The following is a 20612-nucleotide window of genomic DNA, read 5'->3' as shown; positions in this document are numbered from 1 at the left end:
CATACGCAAGTAGTAAGACCCCTTGAAGACGACGAGGTAGATAGGGCAGAGGTGGAAGCGTGGTAACACGTGCAGCTGACTGTCACTAATAGGTCGAGGGCTTAACCAAGACGGTTTAGGTAAAAGAAAACGGATGAAATTCAATATGTGGTTTTGAGGGTACATAGATGAGAGGCTGGAAGAGATTCCAGTCTTTTTTTGTTATGAAGAACAATCGGCGAAAATTCCTCAGTTTTGTTTCTTAGGCAGTCGGCGAAAAAGAAAGCAGTTTATGCGAAAAAACGAAGGAAAGTTTCAATATTTGAAGTATCGTTGACTTTTATTATTTCTTCTCTTAATATACTTAGGAACCGAACTATTACGAAGGCTATTACAACTATCAGAAGCGGAAACGCAACAATTGGTGAAGCAATAAGGTATCGACGAAAAGAAACTACGGACAAACAAAAGTCTGCAAAGGCGGAGTCAGAAACAAAGGCAGAAAGGTGTGACATGGATTTATGGAAACAGGAAAAATGATCAACTGTATTTCGAATCGGCTTCGGAACCGCTCGCAGGAAGTACATACGCAGCTGGGCATCGGAAGTGCGCAGGGGAAAATCCTGAACTATGTTCTGGTTGAGTCAGAGGCACATTCCGTATATCAAAAAGATCTGGAGCGGGAATTTGGTCTGCGACCATCTACGGTAACGGAAATGCTGAATGCATTGGAGCAGAAAAAATTGATCCAGCGGGTATCGGATGAATGGGACGGACGATATAAAAAAATCGTATTTACCGAAAAAGCGAGAAGCATGAAAGACCGGATTCGGCAGGAGGTCGAGGAGACGGAGCATTTGTTATTACAGGGAATCACGGAACAGGAAAAGCAGGAATTTCTGCGTATTGCAGGAAAAATGCTTCAAAATCTGGAGGCAGAAAGGACGAATGAAAAATGAATGCAAATGAGAATGCGGAAAATGAATTAATGGCCCGGATGAAGGTTTCTAAGGCAGTTGCGACGATGGCGATCCCAAGTGTGATCAGCAGCCTGGTTACGGTTGTTTATAATATGGCGGATACCTTTTTTGTTGGTCAGACGGGAGATCCGCTTCAGGTTGCTGCAGTCAGTCTTACGAATCCCATCTTTATTTTATTTATGGCGGTTGCGAATATGTTTGGCATGGGCGGCAGCGCTGTGGCATCTATGGCACTTGGAGAGCAGAATCAGAAGCGTATGAAACAGGTTTCTACATTTATCACGTATGCGTCATTGGCCGTTGGGATTCTCTTTGCACTTGTATTAGTGGGATTTATGCAGCCAATCCTGAGTATTTTTGGCGCAAATGAAGAAACTTATGCGCTGGCATGCGGATATGTTTTTCATATTTCTTATGGAGCACCGTTTATCATCTGGTCTGCAGCAGCCAGCTTTGTAGTGCGTTCTGAGGGCGCCAGCAAAGAGGCGATGATCGGCAGCATGATCGGTACCATTGCCAATATTGTTCTGGATCCGGTTCTGATCAGTGGATTTCATCTCGGTGCAGCTGGTGCAGCAGTTGCTACTACTTTGGGAAATATACTGGCGAGCCTGTATTATCTCTGGTATTTCGTGAAAAAAAGTAATAAGTTTTCTATTGGGATCCGTAATTTCACATGTCGGTACGGTATTTTCAGCGGCATTTGTTCCTGCGGTCTCCCAACAGCTATTTTTTCAACTTTAATGAGCGTTTCCACAATTGTATTAAATCAGATTTTAGTCGCATATGGAAATGCACCGGTAGCGGCAATCGGAATCGTATTCAAGGCAAATATGTTTATCACATTTCTGCAGATGGGACTTGCAAACGGAGTGCAGCCCCTGCTTGGTTATAATTTTGGATCCGGCGATAAAAAACGTTTTCAGGACATTGCGGCATACACAAAAAAATGCTGTATCGTGATTGGAATTTTGGCGACACTTCTGTTCTTTGTATTCCGCAGACAGATTATCGGCTTGTTTATCCAGGATGAGGAAGTCATCATGTATGGTGTCAGAATGCTGATTGCATACATGCTTTCTGGGCCTGTCATCGGAATCCTTTTTATGAATATGAACTGTATGCAGTCTGTAGGAAAAGCGTTTTGGGCGACTATTTTATCGGTGCTTCGTCAGGGGGTACTTCTGATTCCGCTTTTATTTCTGCTAAATGCGCTTGGTGGTTTAACCGGCGTTATTTACGGGCAGGCACTGACGGACTATATTGCAGTCATTTTATCGGTTTTGATGTGGAGAAAATGCATTGCGCAGTTGCCGTAGAATCATAAATCATTACTTTCTTCCATAGAATTCTGCAAGAAAATCTTAAATCAATGTAAGGGAAAACCTACTTGAACCAAATGGATTCCGTGCTATGATAATGGAGTGAAAATGGCAAGTCGAAATATTTTGCTGTTTATGACATGGATTGACAGAGATTGGAGGCAGAAAATTTGAAAAAAATATGGAAGTATTGTATCTCGTTATGCTGTATGGCTGCGGTATTTGCCGGGGCCGGCAGCGTAACAGCAATGGCAGAGACTGCGGATACAGCTGCGGCGGAAACTCAGGCAGAAAGTCAGGCTGCAAAGCCTGCACCGGCAGAATTTGCCCATATAACAAGCTGCGAAGTGACAGGTGGCAATCAGGTAAGCATCAAAGGTCAGATGGAAGGAAGCTGGTCGGATCCGGCATACTATGATAATTATCTGTATCTTTTTGAAATGAAACCGTATCAGAGGGATTTAAAAGGCCGGACGGATTACGCTGCATGGATCACAAAGGGAGACGAATTATCGTTTCAGCTTCCGCTGAATCATGGAACGCAGGAAGACAGACTGTATTCCAGTTTTGTTGTAGCTGTCTATGATGGAAGTGAATATACCATTGTCAGTAATGAGGCTTATGTGGCAAATCCGGAAAGTGTTGCAAAATACACAGATCCGTATAAGACTGCGCAGACAAAAAAAGGACTTCTGATCCAGACGACACCGGCTATGCTTTCGGATGCGTTTTCCCTTGGCGTAAACCATGTGATCGTCAATATTCCGTTCAACCACATTTTGGGCAGCGGAATTGATTATGAGTATGATGGGAAAACTTACCATTTTAATAAAGATGTGCTTGCCGTATACGATGACACCATTAAGAGAATGTCGGAAAAAGATATGACTGTTACTGCGGTTATCTTAAATGGCTGGAACGACAGCACGCCGCAGTTGTATTATCCGGGGGTTACAAAGCAGCCGGCTTCCGTTGCAAACTATTATGGTTTTCATGTTGCGACGGAGGAAGGATATGAGTCCTTGCGTGCGATTGCTGCATTTTTGGCAGACCGTTACGGAAGAAAATCTTCTCCATATGGGAGAGTGTCCAACTGGGTCATCGGCAATGAGATTAATAATCAGCTTTGGAACTATATGGGACCTATGAGTCTGGAAAGCTATATCAATGAATATCAGCGGGCATTCCGTGTGTTCTACACAGCAATCCGCAGTACCAGCCAGAGCAGCCGTGTCTTCTTCTCAACGGATTATAACTGGATGCACGAAGCGGATGGCTCGTTGACATATAATGCCAAAGATCTGCTGGATGCATTTAATAACCAGATGATCCCGGGCGGTTCCATGGACTGGGGATTAGCATATCATCCGTACTCGATTCCGTTAACGGAACCGGAATTCTGGAATGACCGCGAAACCGGACTGATCAAGGATGATGCGTCTTCACCGGTTGTAAATATGCTGAATTTAAGCGTTCTGACAGATTATCTGCAGCAGGCCCAGTTCCGTACCCGTTCTGGTGAAGTACGCCATGTGATCCTTTCTGAACAGGGCTTTACATCCACCAGTGCAACGCGTGGCACGACAGAAGATCTGCAGGCAGCAGCCATTGCTTATGCATATTACATTGCCGATAGCAATCCGTATATCGATGCATTTATCATGAGCCGTCAGGTTGATGCGCCTTCTGAGATGGCAGCATCCCAGGCGTTTGGTCTGTGGCATTGCGATACCAGTAAGACAAACGATATCGTAGCAACGATGCAGAAGCCGTCCTGGCTGGTATATAAAAATATCGACAATAAGGCATCTACCCTGGAGACTACAGAGAAATATAAAGACCTGATCGGAATCAGCAAATGGAGTGATGTGGTTCCGAACTTCCGTTGGAAGAGTCTTGAAAAGTAGATTTTCATACGAGCGAGGATTTTGCTGTAAGCAAAAACACAATGAATAAACGAACAGAATCGTGGCAAACTAAGAAAGCACCGGAGTTCCTCCTGAAAGGATAGGAACCTGGTGCTTTCTTATTTCGCAGGAAACCGCGCCTCAGTGAAGAAGTATGCCAAGGTATATTCTTTTTATATCAGGTAAATTAAAAAATGTGTCTTTTGAAGTGAAAATGAACACGTTAATGAAGCAAATAAAATTTTTCAAAAATTTTGAAATAAATTGCTTGACAAAAAGGCACCCATATCATATAATACCTGTGTTGCCTGTCAACGAGCAGCGTATTCCTCGATAGCTCAGTCGGTAGAGCACGCGGCTGTTAACCGCGCTGTCGTAGGTTCAAGTCCTACTCGGGGAGCTCACATATTTTTTATATGTGTAAATAGAATATATGAGAGGCCCCATGGTCAAGCGGTTAAGACATCGCCCTTTCACGGCGGTAACACGAGTTCGAATCTCGTTGGGGTCATTTATCAGAGTTCATCTGGTAAACAATTTTATATGGCGACATAGCCAAGTGGTAAGGCGTGGGTCTGCAACACCCTGATCACCAGTTCAAATCTGGTTGTCGCCTCTAAGGAATCATCGAAAGATGGTTCCTTTTTTTGTCTGGAAAAGCCAGTATTTATGCGGCTTCCCAGACTTTTTCTGTTTTTGGGGGGCTGTGAAATTTACAATGAAAATTTCATCATAAATTTCTGCCAGAAATCATTTCAGAACGATTTTTGGTGAAAAATAAGGCACCAATAAGGAACCAAATTATTATTCAGCTATTCTAACGATTGTACAGCAGAAAAAGCACGGTGTGAATCTGTATGTACATACGTGTCATAGGTAATCTTTACCGAAGCGCGTCCCAACAGTTGACTGACCACTAACTAGATTGAAGAAAAAGATTGATGAGATTGAACAGGCAGAGATCATGCCGGAATACGCAGGTGCAGAACTGGAGTATGAGGTTTACAATGTCGGTGAGGCTGAATGGAAGAAAACTAGTGCGTTAATTCCGGCGGAAGCATATGCTTCGTTTGACCAGAACCATGTTTTATTGAAGTCTCCGATCACAACTCCGATCGGTCACGGATTCCGTTCTCTGAATGTAACCCTGAGAAGTAAATATGACCTGTATGCGAATATCCGTCCTGCAAAATCGAATATTGCGGTGAAAACGCCATTTCACGATGTAGATATGGTGATTTTCCGGGAAAACACGGACGACCTGTATGTGGGTGTGGAAGAGCAGATCGATGAAAATACGGTTCATGCAACGAAAATTATCACCAGAAAGGCCAGTACCCGGATTATCCGTGATGCATTTGAGTATGCACGGGCACATGGCAGAAAAAAAGTGACCTGCGTACATAAGGCAAATATCCTGAAAATGTCAGATGGCCTGTTTTTGAGCATTTTCCATGAGATCGCAAAGGAGTATCCGGAAATCCAGCACGATGACAAGATCATCGACAATACCTGTATGCAGATGGTTATGAATCCGAATCAGTTTGATATCATTGTAACGCCGAATCTGTATGGAGATCTGTTGTCTGATCTGGCAAGTGGACTGATTGGAGGACTTGGACTTTTGCCATCCAGCAATCTCGGAACAGATTATGCCATGTTTGAGGCGGTTCATGGCAGTGCGCCGGATATTGCCGGACAGCACGTTGCGAATCCGACCGCATTTTTATGGTCAGCCTGCATGATGCTGGAATACTTAGGGCAGCGTGATTGCGCAGCAAAGATCCGAGGGGCAGTGGATGAGGTACTGGAAGCGGGAACCTGTCTGACTCCGGATCTTCATGGAACTGCGACAACAGAGGAATACCGGGATGCGATCATCCGGAGAATGAAATAGAAGAAAGCTGTGGAAGAGTTCATCGAAAGGTGGACTCTTTTTCTTGTTCATAGGAAGTGCGTCCTGTGAAACAAAATAAAAAATTCCATAAGTTTTCCTGATAAGTATGATATAATAGTTGATACTGCAGGCGTAGTTTTCGCATAAAAATATGCAAAAGACAGGAAAAAGGAAAGATACATATGAGTGAAAAGCAGATCGCGCTGATGATAGGTGGAATTTTATTTCTTCTGGCAGTGATCTTGTTCTTTCGGATCCGGCGGAGTTTCCGCAGATTTCTAAATTCCGCGGAGATTCGTTTCCTCCGGGAATTTTTGCGGAGTGCGCAGAGCGCAGGAGAAGAGCAGGAAGAACAGCCAAAATCGCTTGGTGGGATGACAAGCATCTACTTGCCGCAGATCCTGCGGGATTTCCCGGAATGGAACTGGGAGGAGATGCAAACAGAAGTGGAACAGGCGGTGAAGGAGTTTCTGGAAAAAGAAAATCTCCAGACGGCCGGGGCAGTCAGAATCCATAAAACCGTGATCAACCGGTATCAGCGTTATGGCGGCAGTGCGAGTATTTTCTGTGAAACTGCGGCAGAATATTGGAGAGAGGCAGAGACTGCCGGAAAATGGGATGAAGGCACAGAAACTTTCCAGAAGCCGGACCAAGGAAAACCATCAGACAGATAGACCGGCACCTCACAAAAAGCAGACGGTCTGCGAGACCGAGCTGGTTTACATTTATGACTCTGGAAAGGCGGGGGCAGCAGCATCGGTGGTATGCCCGAATTGTGGAGCGCCGGTGGAACAGCTTGGGGTAAAACAGTGCCGTTATTGTGGTTCTGCACTGGAAATATCCGGAATGCGGGCATGGAAGGTTCATCAGGTTACAGAAAAGGTCCGGTAGCTGCTGGCTGCTGGACCTTTTCTGAGCAGTAACGAGAATAAATGGTTGGAAATGGGAATTTCGCTATATTGATTCTGGAACGGACTCACGCTATAATAATAAAACGCGAAAGACGTGAAAGAAAGCTTAAGATAAGAAACATACTGTCTTATCTTATATGGAAGGAATAAAGGAATAGAAATGACAGATTTGAATTTTAAACCAGTAGAAGCAGCAGATATGAAGATTCTGGCACCGTATTTTGGGCTGCGTCCCAATAAGACTTGTGACAGTGTGCCGTTAGACAGTTTCATCTGGCGGAAATATTATCATGTGCAGTATGCCATTCATGAGAACAAGGCACTCTTGTGGCTGATGAAGGAAGAAGGGGTGATGCATAGTGCCATGCCTCTTTGCAAAGAAGAGAACTTAAAAAAGTATTTTGATATGACGGTGGAATATTTTAATAATGTCTTGCATATTCCGCTTAAAATTTATCTGGCCGATGAGGAGGCGGTAGAGTTTCTTCATTTAAAGGAGTCGGATGATTTTGTGGTGACGGAACAAGAGGATTTAAAGGATTATCTGTACGACGGCGAAGCCATGCGCAAACTGTCCGGCAAGAAGCTGCATAAGAAGAAAAATCATCTGAATGCATTTTTGAAGGAGTATGAGGGCCGCTATGAGTTCCGGCGCCTTTGCTGTTCTGACCGGGATGATGTCTGGCGTTTCCTGGACCGCTGGAGAGAAGGCAAGGGCGATGAGGTAGAAGAGCATCTGGATTATGAAGTAGAGGGAATCCACGAGATTTTAAAGCAGTGTCTGGATCTGGATATCCGGATGTCTGGTGTATACATTGATGGAACACTGGAAGCATTTACCATTGGAAGCTATAATCCGGCGGAAAATATGGCAGTCATTCACATTGAAAAGGCAAATCCAGAAATCCGGGGTTTATATCAGTTTATTAACCAGCAGTTTCTGGTGCAGGAATTCCCGGATGTGGCGCTGGTAAACCGGGAGGACGACCTGGGACAGGAAGGCTTGCGGCACGCAAAAATGTCGTATAATCCGTGTGGCTTTGCAAGAAAATATCTGGTGCAGCAGAAGAACTTCAGCAGATAGGGGTTGTGGCGGAAAAGAGAGGCAGCTATGATAAGATATCTGGATAATCAGGAAAAAGTCCTGACAAAGAATTTATGGAGAGAAGCTTTCCCGGAGGATTCTGAGGAGTTCCTTACTTATTATGATCAGGAAAAAATGACAACAAACCAGGTTTTGGTCCGTGAGGAGGATGGAATTCAGGCGATGCTCCACCTCAATCCATACCGGCTTTTGGTGCGGGATGCCTGTTGGAATGTGGACTATATCGTGGCCGTAGCGACGAAGAGTACGATGCGTCACCGGGGATATATGCGCAGTCTGCTTCTTCGGATGATGCAGGATATGCGGGAACGCCAAATGCCATTCTGTTTTTTGATGCCGGCGGCAGAGGCAATCTATACGCCGTTTCAGTTTACGTTTATTTATGACCAGCCAGTCTGGAAACTGAGTGGAAATAAAGATTTGAAACGTGTCTGTGTGGAAGAAGACACCGTAGAGCTGGCAGCGGACTGGATGCAGCATTGGCTGGAATCGCGCTATGAGGTATTTGCCAAGCGGGATGCAGCGTATGTAAAAAGTCTGGTGCGTGAGGTTCAGAGTGAGCTTGGCAAGCTGGAACTGTTGTATGACGGGGAGCAGCTGGTTGGAATCCAGGGCATCTGGGGACGCGAAAAGAAAGAACAGCGCCTTTTGTATACAGAAACTGGTTACTCGGAACTGGAGACCAAGAAACCGGCGATCATGACCCGGATCGTAACACCGGAAGCGTTTGTACCAGTGATCCGCTTAAAACAGGATGCCCAGACGGAACAGCTTCGGATCTGCCTGGAACTGGAAGATCCGCTGATCCCGCAAAATGCGGGACGCTGGGTGTGGACACTAAATCATACGGAATCCGAACTGGAAAAACTGGACGGTCCGATCGATACGATGGAGGAAGCATTGGCACGGCCCCAGTGGGATGAGCGTCGGGTGCTGTATCTGCGGATTGAAGCGTTTACGGCATGGCTGTTTGGTTACCGGATTCCGGAGGCAGTCCGGGCCTATCCGGGAGCGGAGCAGATCGATGTGCTGAGCCGTGTTTTTCTGGATGAGGTTGTATAAAGAAAAGTGCCAGGCTGCCCGTTGATAAATAGAAGAAAATATAGAAAAGAACTACATGGAATGAAACTGGAAAGGAGCATGCAGGATGGATCAGAAAATGTCAGAGCGAGTGGATCTTTTGGAACAGTGGATCAAAGAAAGCGACAATGTGGTGTTCTTTGGCGGTGCGGGTGTTTCAACCGAGAGCGGAATCCCGGATTTCCGAAGTGTGGACGGACTTTATAACCAGCAGTACGATTATCCGCCGGAAACCATCATCAGCCACAGTTTTTACCGGAAGAACCCGGAAGAGTTTTACCGGTTTTACAAAAACAAAATGCTGTTCCCGGATGCGCAGCCGAATGCAGCACACAAGGCACTGGCTAAACTGGAGCAGCAGGGCAAGGTGCGTGCAGTGATCACCCAGAACATCGACGGTCTGCATCAGGCAGCCGGAAGTAAAGAGGTTTTGGAACTGCATGGATCTGTCCACAGAAATTACTGCACCCGCTGTGGGAAATTCTTCGGACTTTCCGATATTTTGGGGATGAACGGTGTGCCGCGGTGCGAGTGCGGCGGCATCATCAAGCCGGACGTGGTTTTATATGAAGAAGGACTGGACCAGGAAACGCTGCAGAAGGCGGTGCGCTACATACAAAATGCGGAGATCCTGATCATTGGCGGTACTTCCCTGACCGTTTATCCGGCAGCGGGCCTGATCGATTATTACCGGGGAAAGAAACTGGTGCTGATCAATAAAACAGCAACGCCGATGGATGAACGGGCAGATCTGGTGATCAGTGCGCCGATCGGTGAGGTGTTTGAGCGCTTTTTGACGGAGGGAAAATAAATGTATAGAGCAGACGAGGCGAGATACGACAAAATGAGCTACAAACGCTGCGGGAACAGCGGCATTCTGCTTCCGAGGGTATCTCTGGGCATGTGGCAGAATTTCGGTGCGGAAAAGCCGTTATCCGAGCAGAAGGAGATCATTTTTAAGGCATTTGATCTGGGAATCACGCATTTCGATCTGGCAAACAATTACGGTGCGCCGAATATCGGAATGGCAGAGGAAAATTTTGGAAAGATCTTTCTGGAGGATCTGAAGCCTTACCGGGAACAGATCCTGGTATCTACCAAGGCGGGCTATGACTTCTGGCCAGGTCCTTACGGAAACTGGGGCTCCAGAAAATATCTGATGTCCAGTCTGGATGCAAGCCTGAAGCGCATGAATCTGGATTATGTCGATATCTTCTATCATCACCGCCCGGATCCGGAGACACCTCTGGAGGAGACGATGGGTGCCCTTTCCGATATGGTTCGCCAGGGTAAGGCATTGTATGTCGGCATTTCCAATTATCAGGCAGATGAAGCTGCGCGTGCCATTACCATTCTGAAAGAGAATAAAACGCCGTGTCTGCTTCATCAGGCGAGATACAATATGTTTGAGCGCTGGCCGGAGCAGGGCCTGTTTGATGTGCTGACAGAGACCGGGACCGGCTGCATCGCATACAGTCCGCTGGCGCAGGGCGCATTGACGGACCGGTATTTAAAGGGCATTCCGGCAGACTCCCGTGCCTCCCGCAAAGGAACTACGATCGGCAAGCGCTATATGAATGAGGAACAGCTTGCGAAGGTAGCAAAGCTGCATGAGATTGCCGTGGAGCGCGGACAGAGCCTGGCGCAGATGGCGCTGGCGTGGGTGCTGAGACGGCCGGAGGTAAGTAGTGTGCTGATCGGGGCAAGCCGTGTCAGCCAGCTCGAAGATAACGTGGAGGCACTTGAGCATCTGGACTTCTCAGAAGAGGAGCTTGCAAAGATCGATGCGATCCTGGGAAAAGACCCGGGACATATGATTCGCTAAATCTGGAAATGCAGAAACAGAGCCGGAAAAATGAAATAAAAGAATGAAATAGAAAACAGAAGCATTTATCTGCGGGTTTCCTGGGAAGGAAACAAATATAGGCCAGGAAGTTTGAAAACAACAGAGAAGCTGAAAACGAAAGGAGAGCGATGCATGGACCAGCGATGGAATTTTGAAGTTGGAGATATCGTAAAATTAAAGAAACCGCATCCCTGCGGAAGCCATGAGTGGGAAATCTTGCGTGTCGGGGCAGATTTCCGCCTGAAATGTATGGGCTGCGGCCATCAGGTGATGACAGAGCGGAAAATGGTAGAAAAAAATGCCCGTGGACTGACGAAGGCAGGAAACGTGGAAAAGGCGTGAAGACGCAAAAAACCTGCAAAAAACCTGCAAAAAAACTTGCAAAATCTGCAAAAAAGTGCTTGCATTTATGCGTCGCTTCTGCTAAAATATTTATCCGTGACACATTAAAATCCTTGCTCTTGAGACTGAAGTCAAGGGCCAGAGACCACAAGGAGGTAAAGCAATGAACAAATACGAATTAGCAGTTGTTCTGAGCGCAAAACTCGAAGACGAAGAGAGAGCTGCAGCACTGGAGAAGGTACAGGGTTATATCACCCGCTTCGGTGGCACTGTAACAGGCGTTGATGATTGGGGCAAGAAGAGACTTGCTTACGAGATTCAGAAAGCAAAAGAGGCTTTCTACTACTTCATCAAGTTCGAGTCTGAGAACTCTGACTGCTCTAACGAAGTGGAAGCACACATCCGCATCATGGAGCCGGTTGTCAGATATCTTTGCGTAAAGCAGGACGAGCAGTAAGTAATAGATAACGACCAGCTTAAAAAAGGAAGAGTGATGGTATGAATAGAGTAATCCTTATGGGAAGATTGACCAGAGACCCGGAAGTTCGTTACACCCAGGGAGAGCGTTCCATGGCTGTTGCGAGATATACCCTTGCAGTGGACCGCAGAGGACGCCGTAACCAGGACGGAAACGAGCAGACTGCCGATTTTATTAACATCGTGGCATTTGACAGAGCAGGCGAGTTTGCAGAGAAGTATTTCCGTCAGGGGATGCGCGTACTGGTGTCCGGACGTATCCAGACTGGCAGTTACACCAACAAAGAAGGTCAGCGTGTTTATACCACAGACATCATCGTGGATGATCAGGAGTTCGCAGACAGCAAGAACTCTGGAAGCGGCAATAACGACAATGGCGGTTACGGCTATCAGCCAACCTCCAGACCGGCGCCGACCAGCGCGATTGGCGATGGCTTCATGAACATTCCGGATGGTGTGGAAGACGAAGGACTGCCGTTTAACTAAATCGGATTTAGCTTAAGACGGCACGAATCATTTGAAGAAGGAGGCAGTACCAATGGCATTCAATAAGACTGATAAAGCAGATGGCGCTAAGGTAAGAAGAGGCGGCATGCGTAGAAGAAAAAAAGTTTGTGTATTCTGCGGCGATAAGAACGGCGTAATCGATTACAAGGATACCAACAAGCTGAAAAGATACGTATCTGAGAGAGGTAAAATTCTTCCGAGAAGAATTACCGGTAACTGTGCAAAGCACCAGAGAGCTCTGACCGTTGCTATCAAGAGAGCACGTCACATCGCTCTGATGCCGTACACCATGGAGTAATCCTAAGATACGGACTTAAGAATTCAGGAGAGGTTTTATGCGAGAAATCGTGTAAGGCCTCTTTTTGCATAAGAACAGTTTGGATTACTGTCCACGGGCAGGATTTTCTGAACTATAGAGAAAAGATAGGGACTTATTTCTGGAATCGTCAGACTGTATATAGAGGAGATCGCGTGATCATGGAAGTATTAATGGGAATATTTTTGAAGGCCTGCGTAGCCGTGCTGGTTGGTGTGGTATGTCTGGCCGGACTGCTTCTTTACTCTAAGAAAAAGGATAAGGAAGAAGCACAGAACGGAAACCGTGCAGATTGCCCGGAAAAAGAAAACGCTGGTGCAGGGCATCTGACCTGTAATGGGGACTGCAGTCATTGTAGCAGCCACCACTAAATATAACAATTTCATGGAAAAAACGATGGACCGTGAAAGTGCGAAGGCAACTTTCACGGTCCTATTACGTTAACAATATTGTTATTCTTCTGGAGCAGCCGCAGCCGGACTCACCGCAATTCCATTGACTTCGACGCCGCCGTCGATCGCGATGACGAGGCACTGGCGGCCATCGATCTCGCGGGTTTCAATGAGGTCTGTGCGGTCCGGGTTGACCTTGATGATGACATCCGGGGTTTTGACCTCGAAGGCGCGGGTGTTGGCGATATTGCTTGCGTAAATGGAAGCCCTTTCTCCTGCAGTCTCATCGAAGTTCTGGTCAAAGGTTTCCAGATGTTCTTCTTCGACGCCGCTTTTCTCTAACAGGCTGCGTACCTGGTATTTGTCAAGTACCAGCGGCTCAGGCTCGTCTTTGTGCTCTTCGATCAGTTCGCTTAAACTCTCATGGATTGTTTTTACTGTTTCATAGTTGCAGGCATCTCCCAGGGTTTCTTCGATGATGGTCTGGAAGGATTCCTTCTGGTATCCGGCTGGCAGCGGGAGCGGGCAGCCCAGGAGCTGCTCGATAAAGGCATCGTGCAGGTCATTGCTGTCTTTGGAGTAGTAAAGGGTGCTGTGCAGGTCGGTGGAGCGGTCGTTGAAGGCTGGGAATAAAAAGCCGAGCTCCGGCATCTGGACTACCCAGTCGCGGATGCGGTTCTGGAAGCTGCCTTCCAGTTCGTTGTAGCTGAGCCCTGGTTTGGACAGATCGACCGGGCAGATGGAACACAGGATGTAGCTGTAAACTTCATCGGAGGCATCTTCCATTTCGATGCCGTCGGAGGTCTTGCCCGGAATGTCGTAGGCGTCGTGGATCAGCAGGATGAGGTAGTTGCCGATGTAGTCGTAGTTTTCAATGATCCGGTCGTAGAAAGCGTCTAAGAGGGCATCGTCCTGGAGACGGCTGTTGCGCAGCTTTAACAGGAATTCATGCGGTCCGCCTTCTTCTTCGGCAGCCAGCGGGAACTCCAGGTTGATGAGATTTTTTCCCAGTGTGCCGGACAAATTTTTACGGAGCAGTTCAAAATACTTGAACATATCCTCTTCCGGAAGAGATAAAAAGGCTTCCTTGAATTCGGCTTTTTTGTTTTTTTCACCATCCACGTAGCAGCCGCAAATGCGGGAAATGGAGCAGTTTGCAGGGGTGAACTGGCGCTTGATTTCAGCGATTTCTTTTTTTATCATAAAGTGAGTCTCCTTTACAGCGGTATCGATCTTACTGCACACGCACGTATGTACAGTGATATATTAATGGAAAACGTGTTATTTCGCGCGTAACTGCTTTAGAAATTTGCAGTTGCTTCGGATTATTATTCTATCACGGAACGACTGTTCTGGAAAGATAAAGTCAAAAAATCTGCAACGACAACGGTGTCGTGCGGAACTATATCATTGCAAAGTGTCGAAGGCTGTAAACGATAAGGCTTACGGGTATGCGTTGTGCCCGGAAGCGGAACGATAGTAGACGAAATAAGTCGGCTATGGTATAATCGAAAGATAAGCGGCGGCAAAATGCTGACTGCAAGCGGCAGATCCCCTGGGGTCTGGGTAACTGTGATGTTGCAGGTTTCTGTCTGCGTAATGCATGAACAGGAACGATTGCAGGAACAGTTGCGAATCGAATAAGGAGAAAACGTATGAAAGAGAACATAAAGGTTCATGGGCAGCTGAAGGGTTATTTGAGCTGGCCCCTGCTTCTTTCCCTGTTTTTAGTCTGCGCCAACATTGCGGCCGGGTGTGTCAGCCATATTGGCGGACTGGTCATGCTTCCGTTCACGATCGGCTATCTGGCGGTTGCCATGTGGATCTTTCTTTACAGCAGAAAGCGCATCCTTGGCGGGCTGGTAGACTTTTCAGCGGAATATGCATGGATTCAGAAGCAGCTGCTCACGGGGCTGGCTCTGCCTTACGCGTTAGCCGATGAAGACGGCAGGATCGTCTGGGCAAACGAGGAGTTTCGGGCAGTAACCGCCCTGGAAAAAGGAAACTGGAAAAATCTGCTTTCCATGTTTCCGGAGGTAACAAAAGAGGATCTGGCGACGGATGAGGATCCGGTCAAGGTGCACACTGTTTTTGGTGAGCATCGCTTCCGCATGGAGATCCAGCCGATCTATGTGAGCAGTTCGGAGGAAGAGGAGATTCAGGCAGTTGTCAGCCAGCAGAAGCTGTTGGCGGTATATCTGTTTGATGAGACGGAGATTTTGCGTTACCGTCAGCAGATCACCGATGAGAAGATGGTGGCAGGTATTATTTATCTGGACAACTACGATGAGGCACTGGAGAGCGTGGAAGAGGTGCGCCGTTCCCTGCTGACTGCGCTGATCGACCGTAAGATCAATAAGTACATCGGCGCGGTGGATGGAATTCTGAAAAAGATTGAGAAAGACAAGTATTTCTTTGCAGTAAAGCAGAAATACATGGAGCAGATGCAGGAGGAGCGTTTCTCTATCCTGGAGGATGTTAAGACCGTCAATATCGGCAACGAGATGGCAGTGACCTTAAGTATCGGTATCGGTATGAATGGAGATGGCTACGCCCAGAATTACGAGTCTGCGCGTGTTGCCATCGATATGGCCCTGGGCCGCGGCGGTGACCAGGCGGTTGTAAAGGATGGCAGCCGTATCCAGTATTACGGCGGCAAGTCCCAGCAGCAGGAGAAATCCACCCGCGTTAAGGCCCGCGTTAAGGCACATGCGATGCGTGAGCTTATGGAGACGAAGGACCGCATCCTGATTATGGGTCATAAGCTGAGCGACAGCGATGCCTTTGGCTCTGCGATTGGAATTTACAGGATCGCAACGGCATTAAACAAAAAGGCGCATGTCATCATCAACGAGGTGACAACATCCGTCCAGCCGATGATGAATCGGTTTTTGGACAATCCGGATTATCCGGAGGATCTGTTTCTGACCGGTGCCCAGGCGGCAGAACTGGTAGATGCCAGCACTATGCTGGTCGTGGTCGATGTAAACCGGCCAAGCATCACCGATGCGCCGGAACTGTTGAAGCTGGTGAAGACGATCGTGGTGATGGATCACCACCGCCAGAGCAGCGAGGTCATCAGCAACGCAGTGCTTTCCTATGTGGAGCCGTATGCTTCCTCAGCCTGTGAGATGGTTGCTGAGGTGCTGCAGTACATCGCGGACGGAATCCGCATGAAATCTGCCGAGCAGATGCCATGTATGCCGGTATCGTGATCGATACCAACAACTTTACCAACCAGACCGGTGTGCGTACCTTTGAGGCAGCAGCGTTCCTGCGCCGGAACGGAGCCGATGTGACTCGTGTGCGCAAGCTGTTCCGGGATGATATGCAGGATTACAAGGCGAAGGCGGCAGCCATTGCCTCTGCAGAGATTTACCGGGATGCCTTTTCCATCGGCGTCTGTCCGTCGGAAGGGCTTCCGAGTCCGACCATTGTCTGTGCCCAGGCGGCAAATGAGCTGCTGGAGATCAAGGGCATTAAGGCGTCTGTGGTTATGACGGAATATCATGGTCTGATCTATTTAAGTGCCCGTTCCATTGATGAGGTCAATGTTCAGGTTATGATGGAAAAACTGGGCGGCGGCGGTCACCGGACCATTGCCGGGGCGCAGCTTTCCGGCATCAGCATGGATGAGGCAAAGGACCGCGTGAAAGCGGTGATTGATGAGATGTTACAGAAGGGAGATATATCATAATGGAAATCGTATTATTAGAGGATGTTAAGGCATTAGGAAAGAAAGGCCAGATCGTAAAGGTTAATGACGGATACGCAAGAAACTTTATCCTGCCGAAAAAGCTGGGGGTTGAGGCAACTTCCAAGAACTTAAACGACTTAAAGCTTCAGAAGGCAAACGCAGCAAAGGTGGCAGCAGAGCAGCTGGCAGCAGCAAAAGAGCTGGCAGAGAAGATCGAGGCTGTTTCCGTAACCCTGAAAATGAAAGCCGGAGAGGGCGGAAAGGCATTTGGTTCCGTATCCAGCAAGGAGATCGCAGCTGCAGCAGCAGAGCAGCTGAATCTGGATATCGACAAAAAGAAACTGGTTCTTCCGGAGCCGATCAAGACCTTCGGAAACCATGAGGTTCCGGTAAAGCTTCACAAGGATGTAACCGCGAAGCTGACTGTCAAAGTAACGGAGGCGTAAGTTTTTATGGATGAGGCATTGATGAAGCGTGTGCTTCCCCACAGTGTGGAAGCAGAGCAGTCGGTAATCGGCTCGATGTTGATGGACAAGGATGCCATCATTGCCGCATCGGAGATCATCACGGCAGCGGACTTTTACCAGCAGTCGTATGGCATCATGTTTGAAGCATGGTGGAATTGTTCAATGAAGGCGCTCCGGTCGATCTGATCACGCTTCAGAACCGTCTGAAGGAGAAGGATGTGCCGCCGGAGGTCAGCAGCCTGGAATTTGTGCGCGACATCATCACCACGGTTCCGACTTCGGCCAATGTCCGTTCCTACGCGAATATCGTGTACGAAAAGTCGGTTTTAAGAAAGCTCATCAAGGTGAATGAAGAGATTGCCAACACCTGTTATGCAGGAAAGGAACCGCTGGAGCAGATTCTGGCAGGTACGGAGAAAACCATCTTCGACCTCCTTCAGAACCGGAACTCCGGCGACTTTGTGCCGATCCGGCAGGTGGCATTAAATGTCCTGGAAAAGATCGAAACGGCGTCCAAGAGCCAGGGGACGGTAACCGGTATCCCGACCGGATTCATCGATCTGGATTATAAGACTTCTGGTATGCAGCCTTCTGACCTGGTGCTGATCGCGGCGCGTCCTTCTATGGGTAAGACGGCATTCGTCTTAAACCTGGTGGACCATGTGGCGGTCCGCAAAGGACTTCCCTGCATGATCTTCAGCCTGGAGATGTCGAAAGAGCAGCTGGTCAACCGTATGCTGGCCATGGAGTCCAACGTTGACGCCCAGAAGCTTCGTAATGGTAACCTGACTGATTCAGACTGGGATGCGATCGTTGAGGGAATCGGTGTCATTGGAAATTCCAGGATGATCATTGATGATACGCCGGGTATTTCTATCACGGAGCTGCGCTCTAAGTGCAGAAAGATGAAGCTGGAGTATGGGTTGAGCATGGTCATCATCGACTACCTTCAGCTCATGACGGGCAGCGGAGGAAAGAGCAGTGAGAGCCGCCAGCAGGAGATTTCCGAGATTTCCCGTTCCTTAAAGGCCCTGGCGCGTGAGATCAATGCACCGGTCATCGCCCTGTCACAGCTGAGCCGTGCGTGTGAGACCCGTACCGACCACCGTCCGATGCTTTCGGACCTGCGTGAGTCCGGTGCGATCGAGCAGGATGCCGATGTGGTGATGTTCCTTTACCGTGACGATTACTACAACAAAGATACAGACACTCCGAACATTGCGGAGGTAATCATAGCCAAACAGCGTAATGGCCCGATCGGTACGGTGAATCTGTTATGGCAGCCAGAGTTCACAAAGTTTGTGAACCTGGCAAAATAGATTTCATAAATACATGTGATGATAAAAGAAAGATAGAAGAAGACCATGGAAGTTTTGTGGGGCTTTTCTATCTTTTTTTGATCACATTTGTGAAGGTGTTGAAGTGTTACGAATATTTCTGAAGGTGCACTCATATGATTTAAGTAAGCTGTAGTGCAGTTGTGGGGCCAGAGCACGGCTGTGCTGTATGAAATAGGAAAGAACCATAAGGAGAGAAAAGGATGGCTGAAAGACGTTACTCCATATCCCAGGCAAGCAGGCTTGTGGGAGTGGAGAATCATGTGCTCCGTTACTGGGAGGACGAGCTGCACCTGGAGATACCGCGGGACAGGAAAAATCAACGGTATTACACGAAGCTTCATATCGAAATGTTCCAGAAGATCAATGAATTAAAGGAAAAGGGATACCAGTTAAAGGCTATAGAGCCGGTTCTGAAGCGGATGCTGGCTGGAGAAAAAGACCTGAATCTAAGCCGGATCCTGATGGAAAATGCAACGGAAATCCTGCGCCAGGCACATGCTGGGAGGGCTGGGGTACAGATGCAGGCAGAAACGGTGTACCGGTATGCGGGAGAAGAAAGTTTTGGGAAAGCAGATTCAGGAAAAAATAACGTAGAAGAAAAAAATTCTGGGGACGCAGAATTCATTGCGGGGAATGGCGGGATCAATGAAGAAAGTGTGGAGAAGGATATGGGAATGGATGGGGATGTAAAGACAGGAGCAATAGCAAGCCGGGAAGAAGATGTGGCCATGATGTCGCAGCAGGAAAAACTGGAGCAGTTCCAGCTTTTGATGAACCATATTATTGGCAATGCGATTGGACAGGCCATGCGCCAGAATAATGAAGTGCTCAGCGAGGAGATCAGCCGTCAGGTGAATGACCGCATGGTCCAGGAGCTGGAGTACATGATGCGGATCAGCGATGAAAAGGAAGAAGAACGCTTCAAGGCGCTGGATGAAGCACTGCGTGCGTACCAGAAGGAGAATAAGGGAAAGGCAGAGGCTGCAGCAGCCAAAATGCCGTTTTTCCGGAAAAGAAATTCGGGAGAAGCGGGAAAAAGTTGTAGGGAAAAGGCGGTCCGCGCTCAGCGGGCCGCCTTTACAAATGCTTCAAAAATTGCTCTCATACAGGAATCCTGCTCCCACAGATATTCCGGGTGCCACTGGACTCCGAGGAAGAACGGGTAATCTGGTTTTTCAACTGCCTCGATCAGACCTCCAGAAGCATAGCCACAGGCAGTCAGTCCCGGCGCAAGCCGGCGGCAGGCCTGATGGTGCATACTATTGACCTGTAAGGTCTCACAGCCGGTCAGACGGGCCAGCAGAGTGCCAGGGACCACGTCAACCTTGTGGGATGGGATGACATAATCAAACGGCTGTGTATGTGCGACCGGGAACTCCTGCGGAAACTGGCTGGGGATATCCTGATAGATATCGCCGCCAAGTGCAACATTTAAAAGCTGGATCCCGCGGCAGATGCCGAGAATCGGTTTTCTGGCCTTCATAACCAGCTTTAGCAGGGTCAGTTCCATACGGTCCCGGCGCAGGCAGACATTGCCGCAGTGGGCCTGAGTTTCTTCCCCGAAATAGAAGGGATGGATATCCGGGCCACCGGTAAATAAAAATCCGTCAAACGTGTTCACAATCTGCAACAGATCATCTTCTTCCAGATCCAGGGGAAGAATCAGCGGTGTACCGCCGGCAGCGCGTATAGCCTTTAAGTAGGCAGGGCGCATGTAAGGCTCGTCGCGCTCGATATTAAAATAAGGGGTGAGAGCGATTAATGGTTTTTGATTTGCCATGGGAAAACTCCTTTACAAAAAAAGCCTCTTCTGTACCGCAAATACAGAAGAGGCTTTTCGATTAATTGTGTTTCAATTAACCCTCGCTGATAGCGCCGGTCGGGCAAACACCTGCACAGGTACCGCAAGAGATGCAAGCATCAGCATCGATTACGTACTGGCTGTCTCCCTGGGAAATAGCGCTTACCGGGCACTCGCTCTCGCAGGTACCGCAACTAACACAAGAATCAGAAATTACATATGCCATGATAATTATCCTCCTTAAAT

At 48.0% G+C, this 20612-nt stretch carries 22 protein-coding genes, 3 tRNA genes, 1 rRNA gene and 1 pseudogene; 24 read left to right on the top strand and 3 right to left on the bottom strand.

Annotated features, from left to right (window positions below):
• The 19 genes from DXA97_RS14225 to DXA97_RS14140 all read left to right on the top strand — a co-directional run.
• Positions 1-109, top strand: a 23S ribosomal RNA gene (locus DXA97_RS14225); the annotation flags it as partial.
• 391 nt (positions 110-500) lie between these two features.
• Positions 501-938, top strand: coding sequence for a MarR family transcriptional regulator (locus tag DXA97_RS14220; protein ID WP_118707564.1), 438 nt, complete (start codon positions 501-503; stop codon positions 936-938).
• Entirely contained in the window at positions 935-2278 is a 1344-nt protein-coding gene (locus DXA97_RS14215) for an MATE family efflux transporter (protein ID WP_118720873.1), read from the top strand. Before DXA97_RS14220 ends, DXA97_RS14215 begins: the two co-directional genes overlap by 4 nt.
• A 173-nt stretch (positions 2279-2451) precedes the next feature.
• Positions 2452-4188: a DUF5722 domain-containing protein gene (locus DXA97_RS14210; protein ID WP_243107683.1), complete on the top strand. Its 1737-nt coding sequence runs from the start codon at positions 2452-2454 to the stop codon at positions 4186-4188.
• 327 nt (positions 4189-4515) lie between these two features.
• Positions 4516-4588, top strand: a tRNA-Asn gene (locus DXA97_RS14205).
• Between the two features lie 39 nt (positions 4589-4627).
• A tRNA-Glu gene (locus DXA97_RS14200) sits at positions 4628-4699 on the top strand.
• Between the two features lie 34 nt (positions 4700-4733).
• Positions 4734-4804, top strand: a tRNA-Cys gene (locus tag DXA97_RS14195).
• 309 nt (positions 4805-5113) lie between these two features.
• Positions 5114-6085 carry an isocitrate/isopropylmalate dehydrogenase family protein gene (locus DXA97_RS14190; protein WP_243107682.1) on the top strand — a complete coding sequence of 324 codons (972 nt, stop codon included), beginning with the start codon at positions 5114-5116 and terminating at the stop codon, positions 6083-6085.
• A 182-nt stretch (positions 6086-6267) separates the two neighbouring features.
• Positions 6268-6759, top strand: coding sequence for a hypothetical protein (locus tag DXA97_RS20290; RefSeq protein WP_182436918.1), 492 nt, complete (start codon positions 6268-6270; stop codon positions 6757-6759).
• Positions 6704-6976 carry a zinc-ribbon domain-containing protein gene (locus DXA97_RS14185; RefSeq protein WP_182436917.1) on the top strand — a complete coding sequence of 91 codons (273 nt, stop codon included), beginning with the start codon at positions 6704-6706 and terminating at the stop codon, positions 6974-6976. The genes DXA97_RS20290 and DXA97_RS14185 overlap by 56 nt, the downstream gene beginning before the upstream one ends.
• 180 nt (positions 6977-7156) lie before the next feature.
• Positions 7157-8080 carry a phosphatidylglycerol lysyltransferase domain-containing protein gene (locus tag DXA97_RS14180; protein ID WP_118543903.1) on the top strand — a complete coding sequence of 308 codons (924 nt, stop codon included), beginning with the start codon at positions 7157-7159 and terminating at the stop codon, positions 8078-8080.
• A 27-nt stretch (positions 8081-8107) separates the two neighbouring features.
• On the top strand, positions 8108-9163 hold the full coding sequence (locus DXA97_RS14175) for a GNAT family N-acetyltransferase (RefSeq protein ID WP_118720870.1): 1056 nt from the start codon (positions 8108-8110) through the stop codon (positions 9161-9163).
• An 85-nt stretch (positions 9164-9248) separates the two neighbouring features.
• Positions 9249-9992, top strand: coding sequence for an NAD-dependent protein deacylase (locus DXA97_RS14170; RefSeq protein ID WP_347560318.1), 744 nt, complete (start codon positions 9249-9251; stop codon positions 9990-9992).
• The gene (locus tag DXA97_RS14165) at positions 9993-11006 is read left to right on the top strand and encodes an aldo/keto reductase (RefSeq protein ID WP_118657093.1); all 1014 of its coding nucleotides are present in this window, start codon (positions 9993-9995) and stop codon (positions 11004-11006) included.
• Between the two features lie 153 nt (positions 11007-11159).
• On the top strand, positions 11160-11369 hold the full coding sequence (locus DXA97_RS14160) for a DUF951 domain-containing protein (RefSeq protein ID WP_118720869.1): 210 nt from the start codon (positions 11160-11162) through the stop codon (positions 11367-11369).
• 163 nt (positions 11370-11532) lie between these two features.
• Positions 11533-11826 carry a 30S ribosomal protein S6 gene (gene rpsF / locus DXA97_RS14155; protein WP_118534144.1) on the top strand — a complete coding sequence of 98 codons (294 nt, stop codon included), beginning with the start codon at positions 11533-11535 and terminating at the stop codon, positions 11824-11826.
• Between the two features lie 41 nt (positions 11827-11867).
• Positions 11868-12332 (top strand): single-stranded DNA-binding protein, encoded by a 465-nt coding sequence (locus DXA97_RS14150; protein ID WP_118543899.1) that lies wholly within the window; start codon positions 11868-11870, stop codon positions 12330-12332.
• Between the two features lie 52 nt (positions 12333-12384).
• Positions 12385-12651 (top strand): 30S ribosomal protein S18, encoded by a 267-nt coding sequence (gene rpsR / locus DXA97_RS14145; protein WP_118534146.1) that lies wholly within the window; start codon positions 12385-12387, stop codon positions 12649-12651.
• Positions 12652-12830: 179 nt separating this feature from the next.
• Positions 12831-13040: a hypothetical protein gene (locus tag DXA97_RS14140; protein ID WP_118720868.1), complete on the top strand. Its 210-nt coding sequence runs from the start codon at positions 12831-12833 to the stop codon at positions 13038-13040.
• Positions 13041-13121: 81 nt separating this feature from the next.
• On the opposite strand, the gene DXA97_RS14135 is transcribed toward DXA97_RS14140, so the two are convergent.
• Positions 13122-14264: a DUF4317 domain-containing protein gene (locus DXA97_RS14135; RefSeq protein ID WP_118720867.1), complete on the bottom strand. Its 1143-nt coding sequence runs from the start codon at positions 14262-14264 to the stop codon at positions 13122-13124.
• A 452-nt stretch (positions 14265-14716) separates the two neighbouring features.
• Here DXA97_RS14135 and DXA97_RS14130 point away from each other — a divergent pair, with 452 nt between their 5' ends.
• The 5 genes and pseudogenes from DXA97_RS14130 (at position 14717) to DXA97_RS21040 (ending at position 19731) form a co-directional block, all read left to right on the top strand.
• Positions 14717-16276 (top strand): DHH family phosphoesterase, encoded by a 1560-nt coding sequence (locus DXA97_RS14130; protein ID WP_347561632.1) that lies wholly within the window; start codon positions 14717-14719, stop codon positions 16274-16276.
• Positions 16258-16758: a DHHA1 domain-containing protein gene (locus DXA97_RS22320; RefSeq protein WP_347561630.1), complete on the top strand. Its 501-nt coding sequence runs from the start codon at positions 16258-16260 to the stop codon at positions 16756-16758. The genes DXA97_RS14130 and DXA97_RS22320 overlap by 19 nt, the downstream gene beginning before the upstream one ends.
• Positions 16758-17204, top strand: a complete 447-nt coding sequence (rplI, locus tag DXA97_RS14125) for a 50S ribosomal protein L9 (protein WP_118543895.1) — start codon at positions 16758-16760, stop codon at positions 17202-17204. Before DXA97_RS22320 ends, rplI begins: the two co-directional genes overlap by 1 nt.
• A 6-nt stretch (positions 17205-17210) precedes the next feature.
• Positions 17211-18544 (top strand): annotated as a pseudogene (gene dnaB / locus DXA97_RS14120) (replicative DNA helicase).
• Between the two features lie 221 nt (positions 18545-18765).
• The gene (locus DXA97_RS21040) at positions 18766-19731 is read left to right on the top strand and encodes a helix-turn-helix domain-containing protein (protein ID WP_243107681.1); all 966 of its coding nucleotides are present in this window, start codon (positions 18766-18768) and stop codon (positions 19729-19731) included.
• Here the strand turns inward: DXA97_RS21040 and DXA97_RS14110 are convergent.
• Together DXA97_RS14110 and DXA97_RS14105 are read right to left on the bottom strand one after the other, a co-directional pair.
• Entirely contained in the window at positions 19629-20345 is a 717-nt protein-coding gene (locus tag DXA97_RS14110) for a gamma-glutamyl-gamma-aminobutyrate hydrolase family protein (RefSeq protein ID WP_118720866.1), read from the bottom strand. The genes DXA97_RS21040 and DXA97_RS14110 overlap by 103 nt on opposite strands.
• Before the next feature lie 76 nt (positions 20346-20421).
• Positions 20422-20592 (bottom strand): 4Fe-4S binding protein, encoded by a 171-nt coding sequence (locus tag DXA97_RS14105; RefSeq protein WP_118720865.1) that lies wholly within the window; start codon positions 20590-20592, stop codon positions 20422-20424.
• Between the last annotated feature and the right edge of the window lie 20 nt (positions 20593-20612).

It is taken from the genome of Clostridium sp. OF09-36, from assembly GCF_003481985.1.
In the GTDB taxonomy this organism is placed as follows: Bacteria; Bacillota; Clostridia; order Lachnospirales; family Lachnospiraceae; genus Brotaphodocola.
The sequence above is the reverse complement of the archived record's forward strand: the minus strand, read 5'-3'. Positions and strand labels throughout refer to the sequence as shown.

What these genes read in the sequence shown, in the direction of transcription:
- DXA97_RS20290 (WP_182436918.1), top strand. Translation starts at nt 6,268, where the DNA reads ATGAGTGAAAAGCAGATCGCGCTGATGATAGGTGGAATTTTATTTCTT.
- DXA97_RS14135 (WP_118720867.1), bottom strand. Translation starts at nt 14,264, where the DNA reads ATGATAAAAAAAGAAATCGCTGAAATCAAGCGCCAGTTCACCCCTGCA.
- DXA97_RS14215 (WP_118720873.1), top strand. Translation starts at nt 935, where the DNA reads ATGAATGCAAATGAGAATGCGGAAAATGAATTAATGGCCCGGATGAAG.
- DXA97_RS14220 (WP_118707564.1), top strand. Translation starts at nt 501, where the DNA reads ATGGAAACAGGAAAAATGATCAACTGTATTTCGAATCGGCTTCGGAAC.
- DXA97_RS14150 (WP_118543899.1), top strand. Translation starts at nt 11,868, where the DNA reads ATGAATAGAGTAATCCTTATGGGAAGATTGACCAGAGACCCGGAAGTT.
- DXA97_RS14105 (WP_118720865.1), bottom strand. Translation starts at nt 20,592, where the DNA reads ATGGCATATGTAATTTCTGATTCTTGTGTTAGTTGCGGTACCTGCGAG.
- DXA97_RS14175 (WP_118720870.1), top strand. Translation starts at nt 8,108, where the DNA reads ATGATAAGATATCTGGATAATCAGGAAAAAGTCCTGACAAAGAATTTA.
- DXA97_RS14165 (WP_118657093.1), top strand. Translation starts at nt 9,993, where the DNA reads ATGTATAGAGCAGACGAGGCGAGATACGACAAAATGAGCTACAAACGC.
- rpsR (WP_118534146.1), top strand. Translation starts at nt 12,385, where the DNA reads ATGGCATTCAATAAGACTGATAAAGCAGATGGCGCTAAGGTAAGAAGA.
- DXA97_RS14140 (WP_118720868.1), top strand. Translation starts at nt 12,831, where the DNA reads ATGGAAGTATTAATGGGAATATTTTTGAAGGCCTGCGTAGCCGTGCTG.
- DXA97_RS14130 (WP_347561632.1), top strand. Translation starts at nt 14,717, where the DNA reads ATGAAAGAGAACATAAAGGTTCATGGGCAGCTGAAGGGTTATTTGAGC.
- rpsF (WP_118534144.1), top strand. Translation starts at nt 11,533, where the DNA reads ATGAACAAATACGAATTAGCAGTTGTTCTGAGCGCAAAACTCGAAGAC.
- DXA97_RS22320 (WP_347561630.1), top strand. Translation starts at nt 16,258, where the DNA reads ATGTATGCCGGTATCGTGATCGATACCAACAACTTTACCAACCAGACC.
- DXA97_RS14180 (WP_118543903.1), top strand. Translation starts at nt 7,157, where the DNA reads ATGACAGATTTGAATTTTAAACCAGTAGAAGCAGCAGATATGAAGATT.
- DXA97_RS14185 (WP_182436917.1), top strand. Translation starts at nt 6,704, where the DNA reads ATGAAGGCACAGAAACTTTCCAGAAGCCGGACCAAGGAAAACCATCAG.
- DXA97_RS21040 (WP_243107681.1), top strand. Translation starts at nt 18,766, where the DNA reads ATGGCTGAAAGACGTTACTCCATATCCCAGGCAAGCAGGCTTGTGGGA.
- rplI (WP_118543895.1), top strand. Translation starts at nt 16,758, where the DNA reads ATGGAAATCGTATTATTAGAGGATGTTAAGGCATTAGGAAAGAAAGGC.
- DXA97_RS14160 (WP_118720869.1), top strand. Translation starts at nt 11,160, where the DNA reads ATGGACCAGCGATGGAATTTTGAAGTTGGAGATATCGTAAAATTAAAG.
- DXA97_RS14170 (WP_347560318.1), top strand. Translation starts at nt 9,249, where the DNA reads ATGGATCAGAAAATGTCAGAGCGAGTGGATCTTTTGGAACAGTGGATC.
- DXA97_RS14110 (WP_118720866.1), bottom strand. Translation starts at nt 20,345, where the DNA reads ATGGCAAATCAAAAACCATTAATCGCTCTCACCCCTTATTTTAATATC.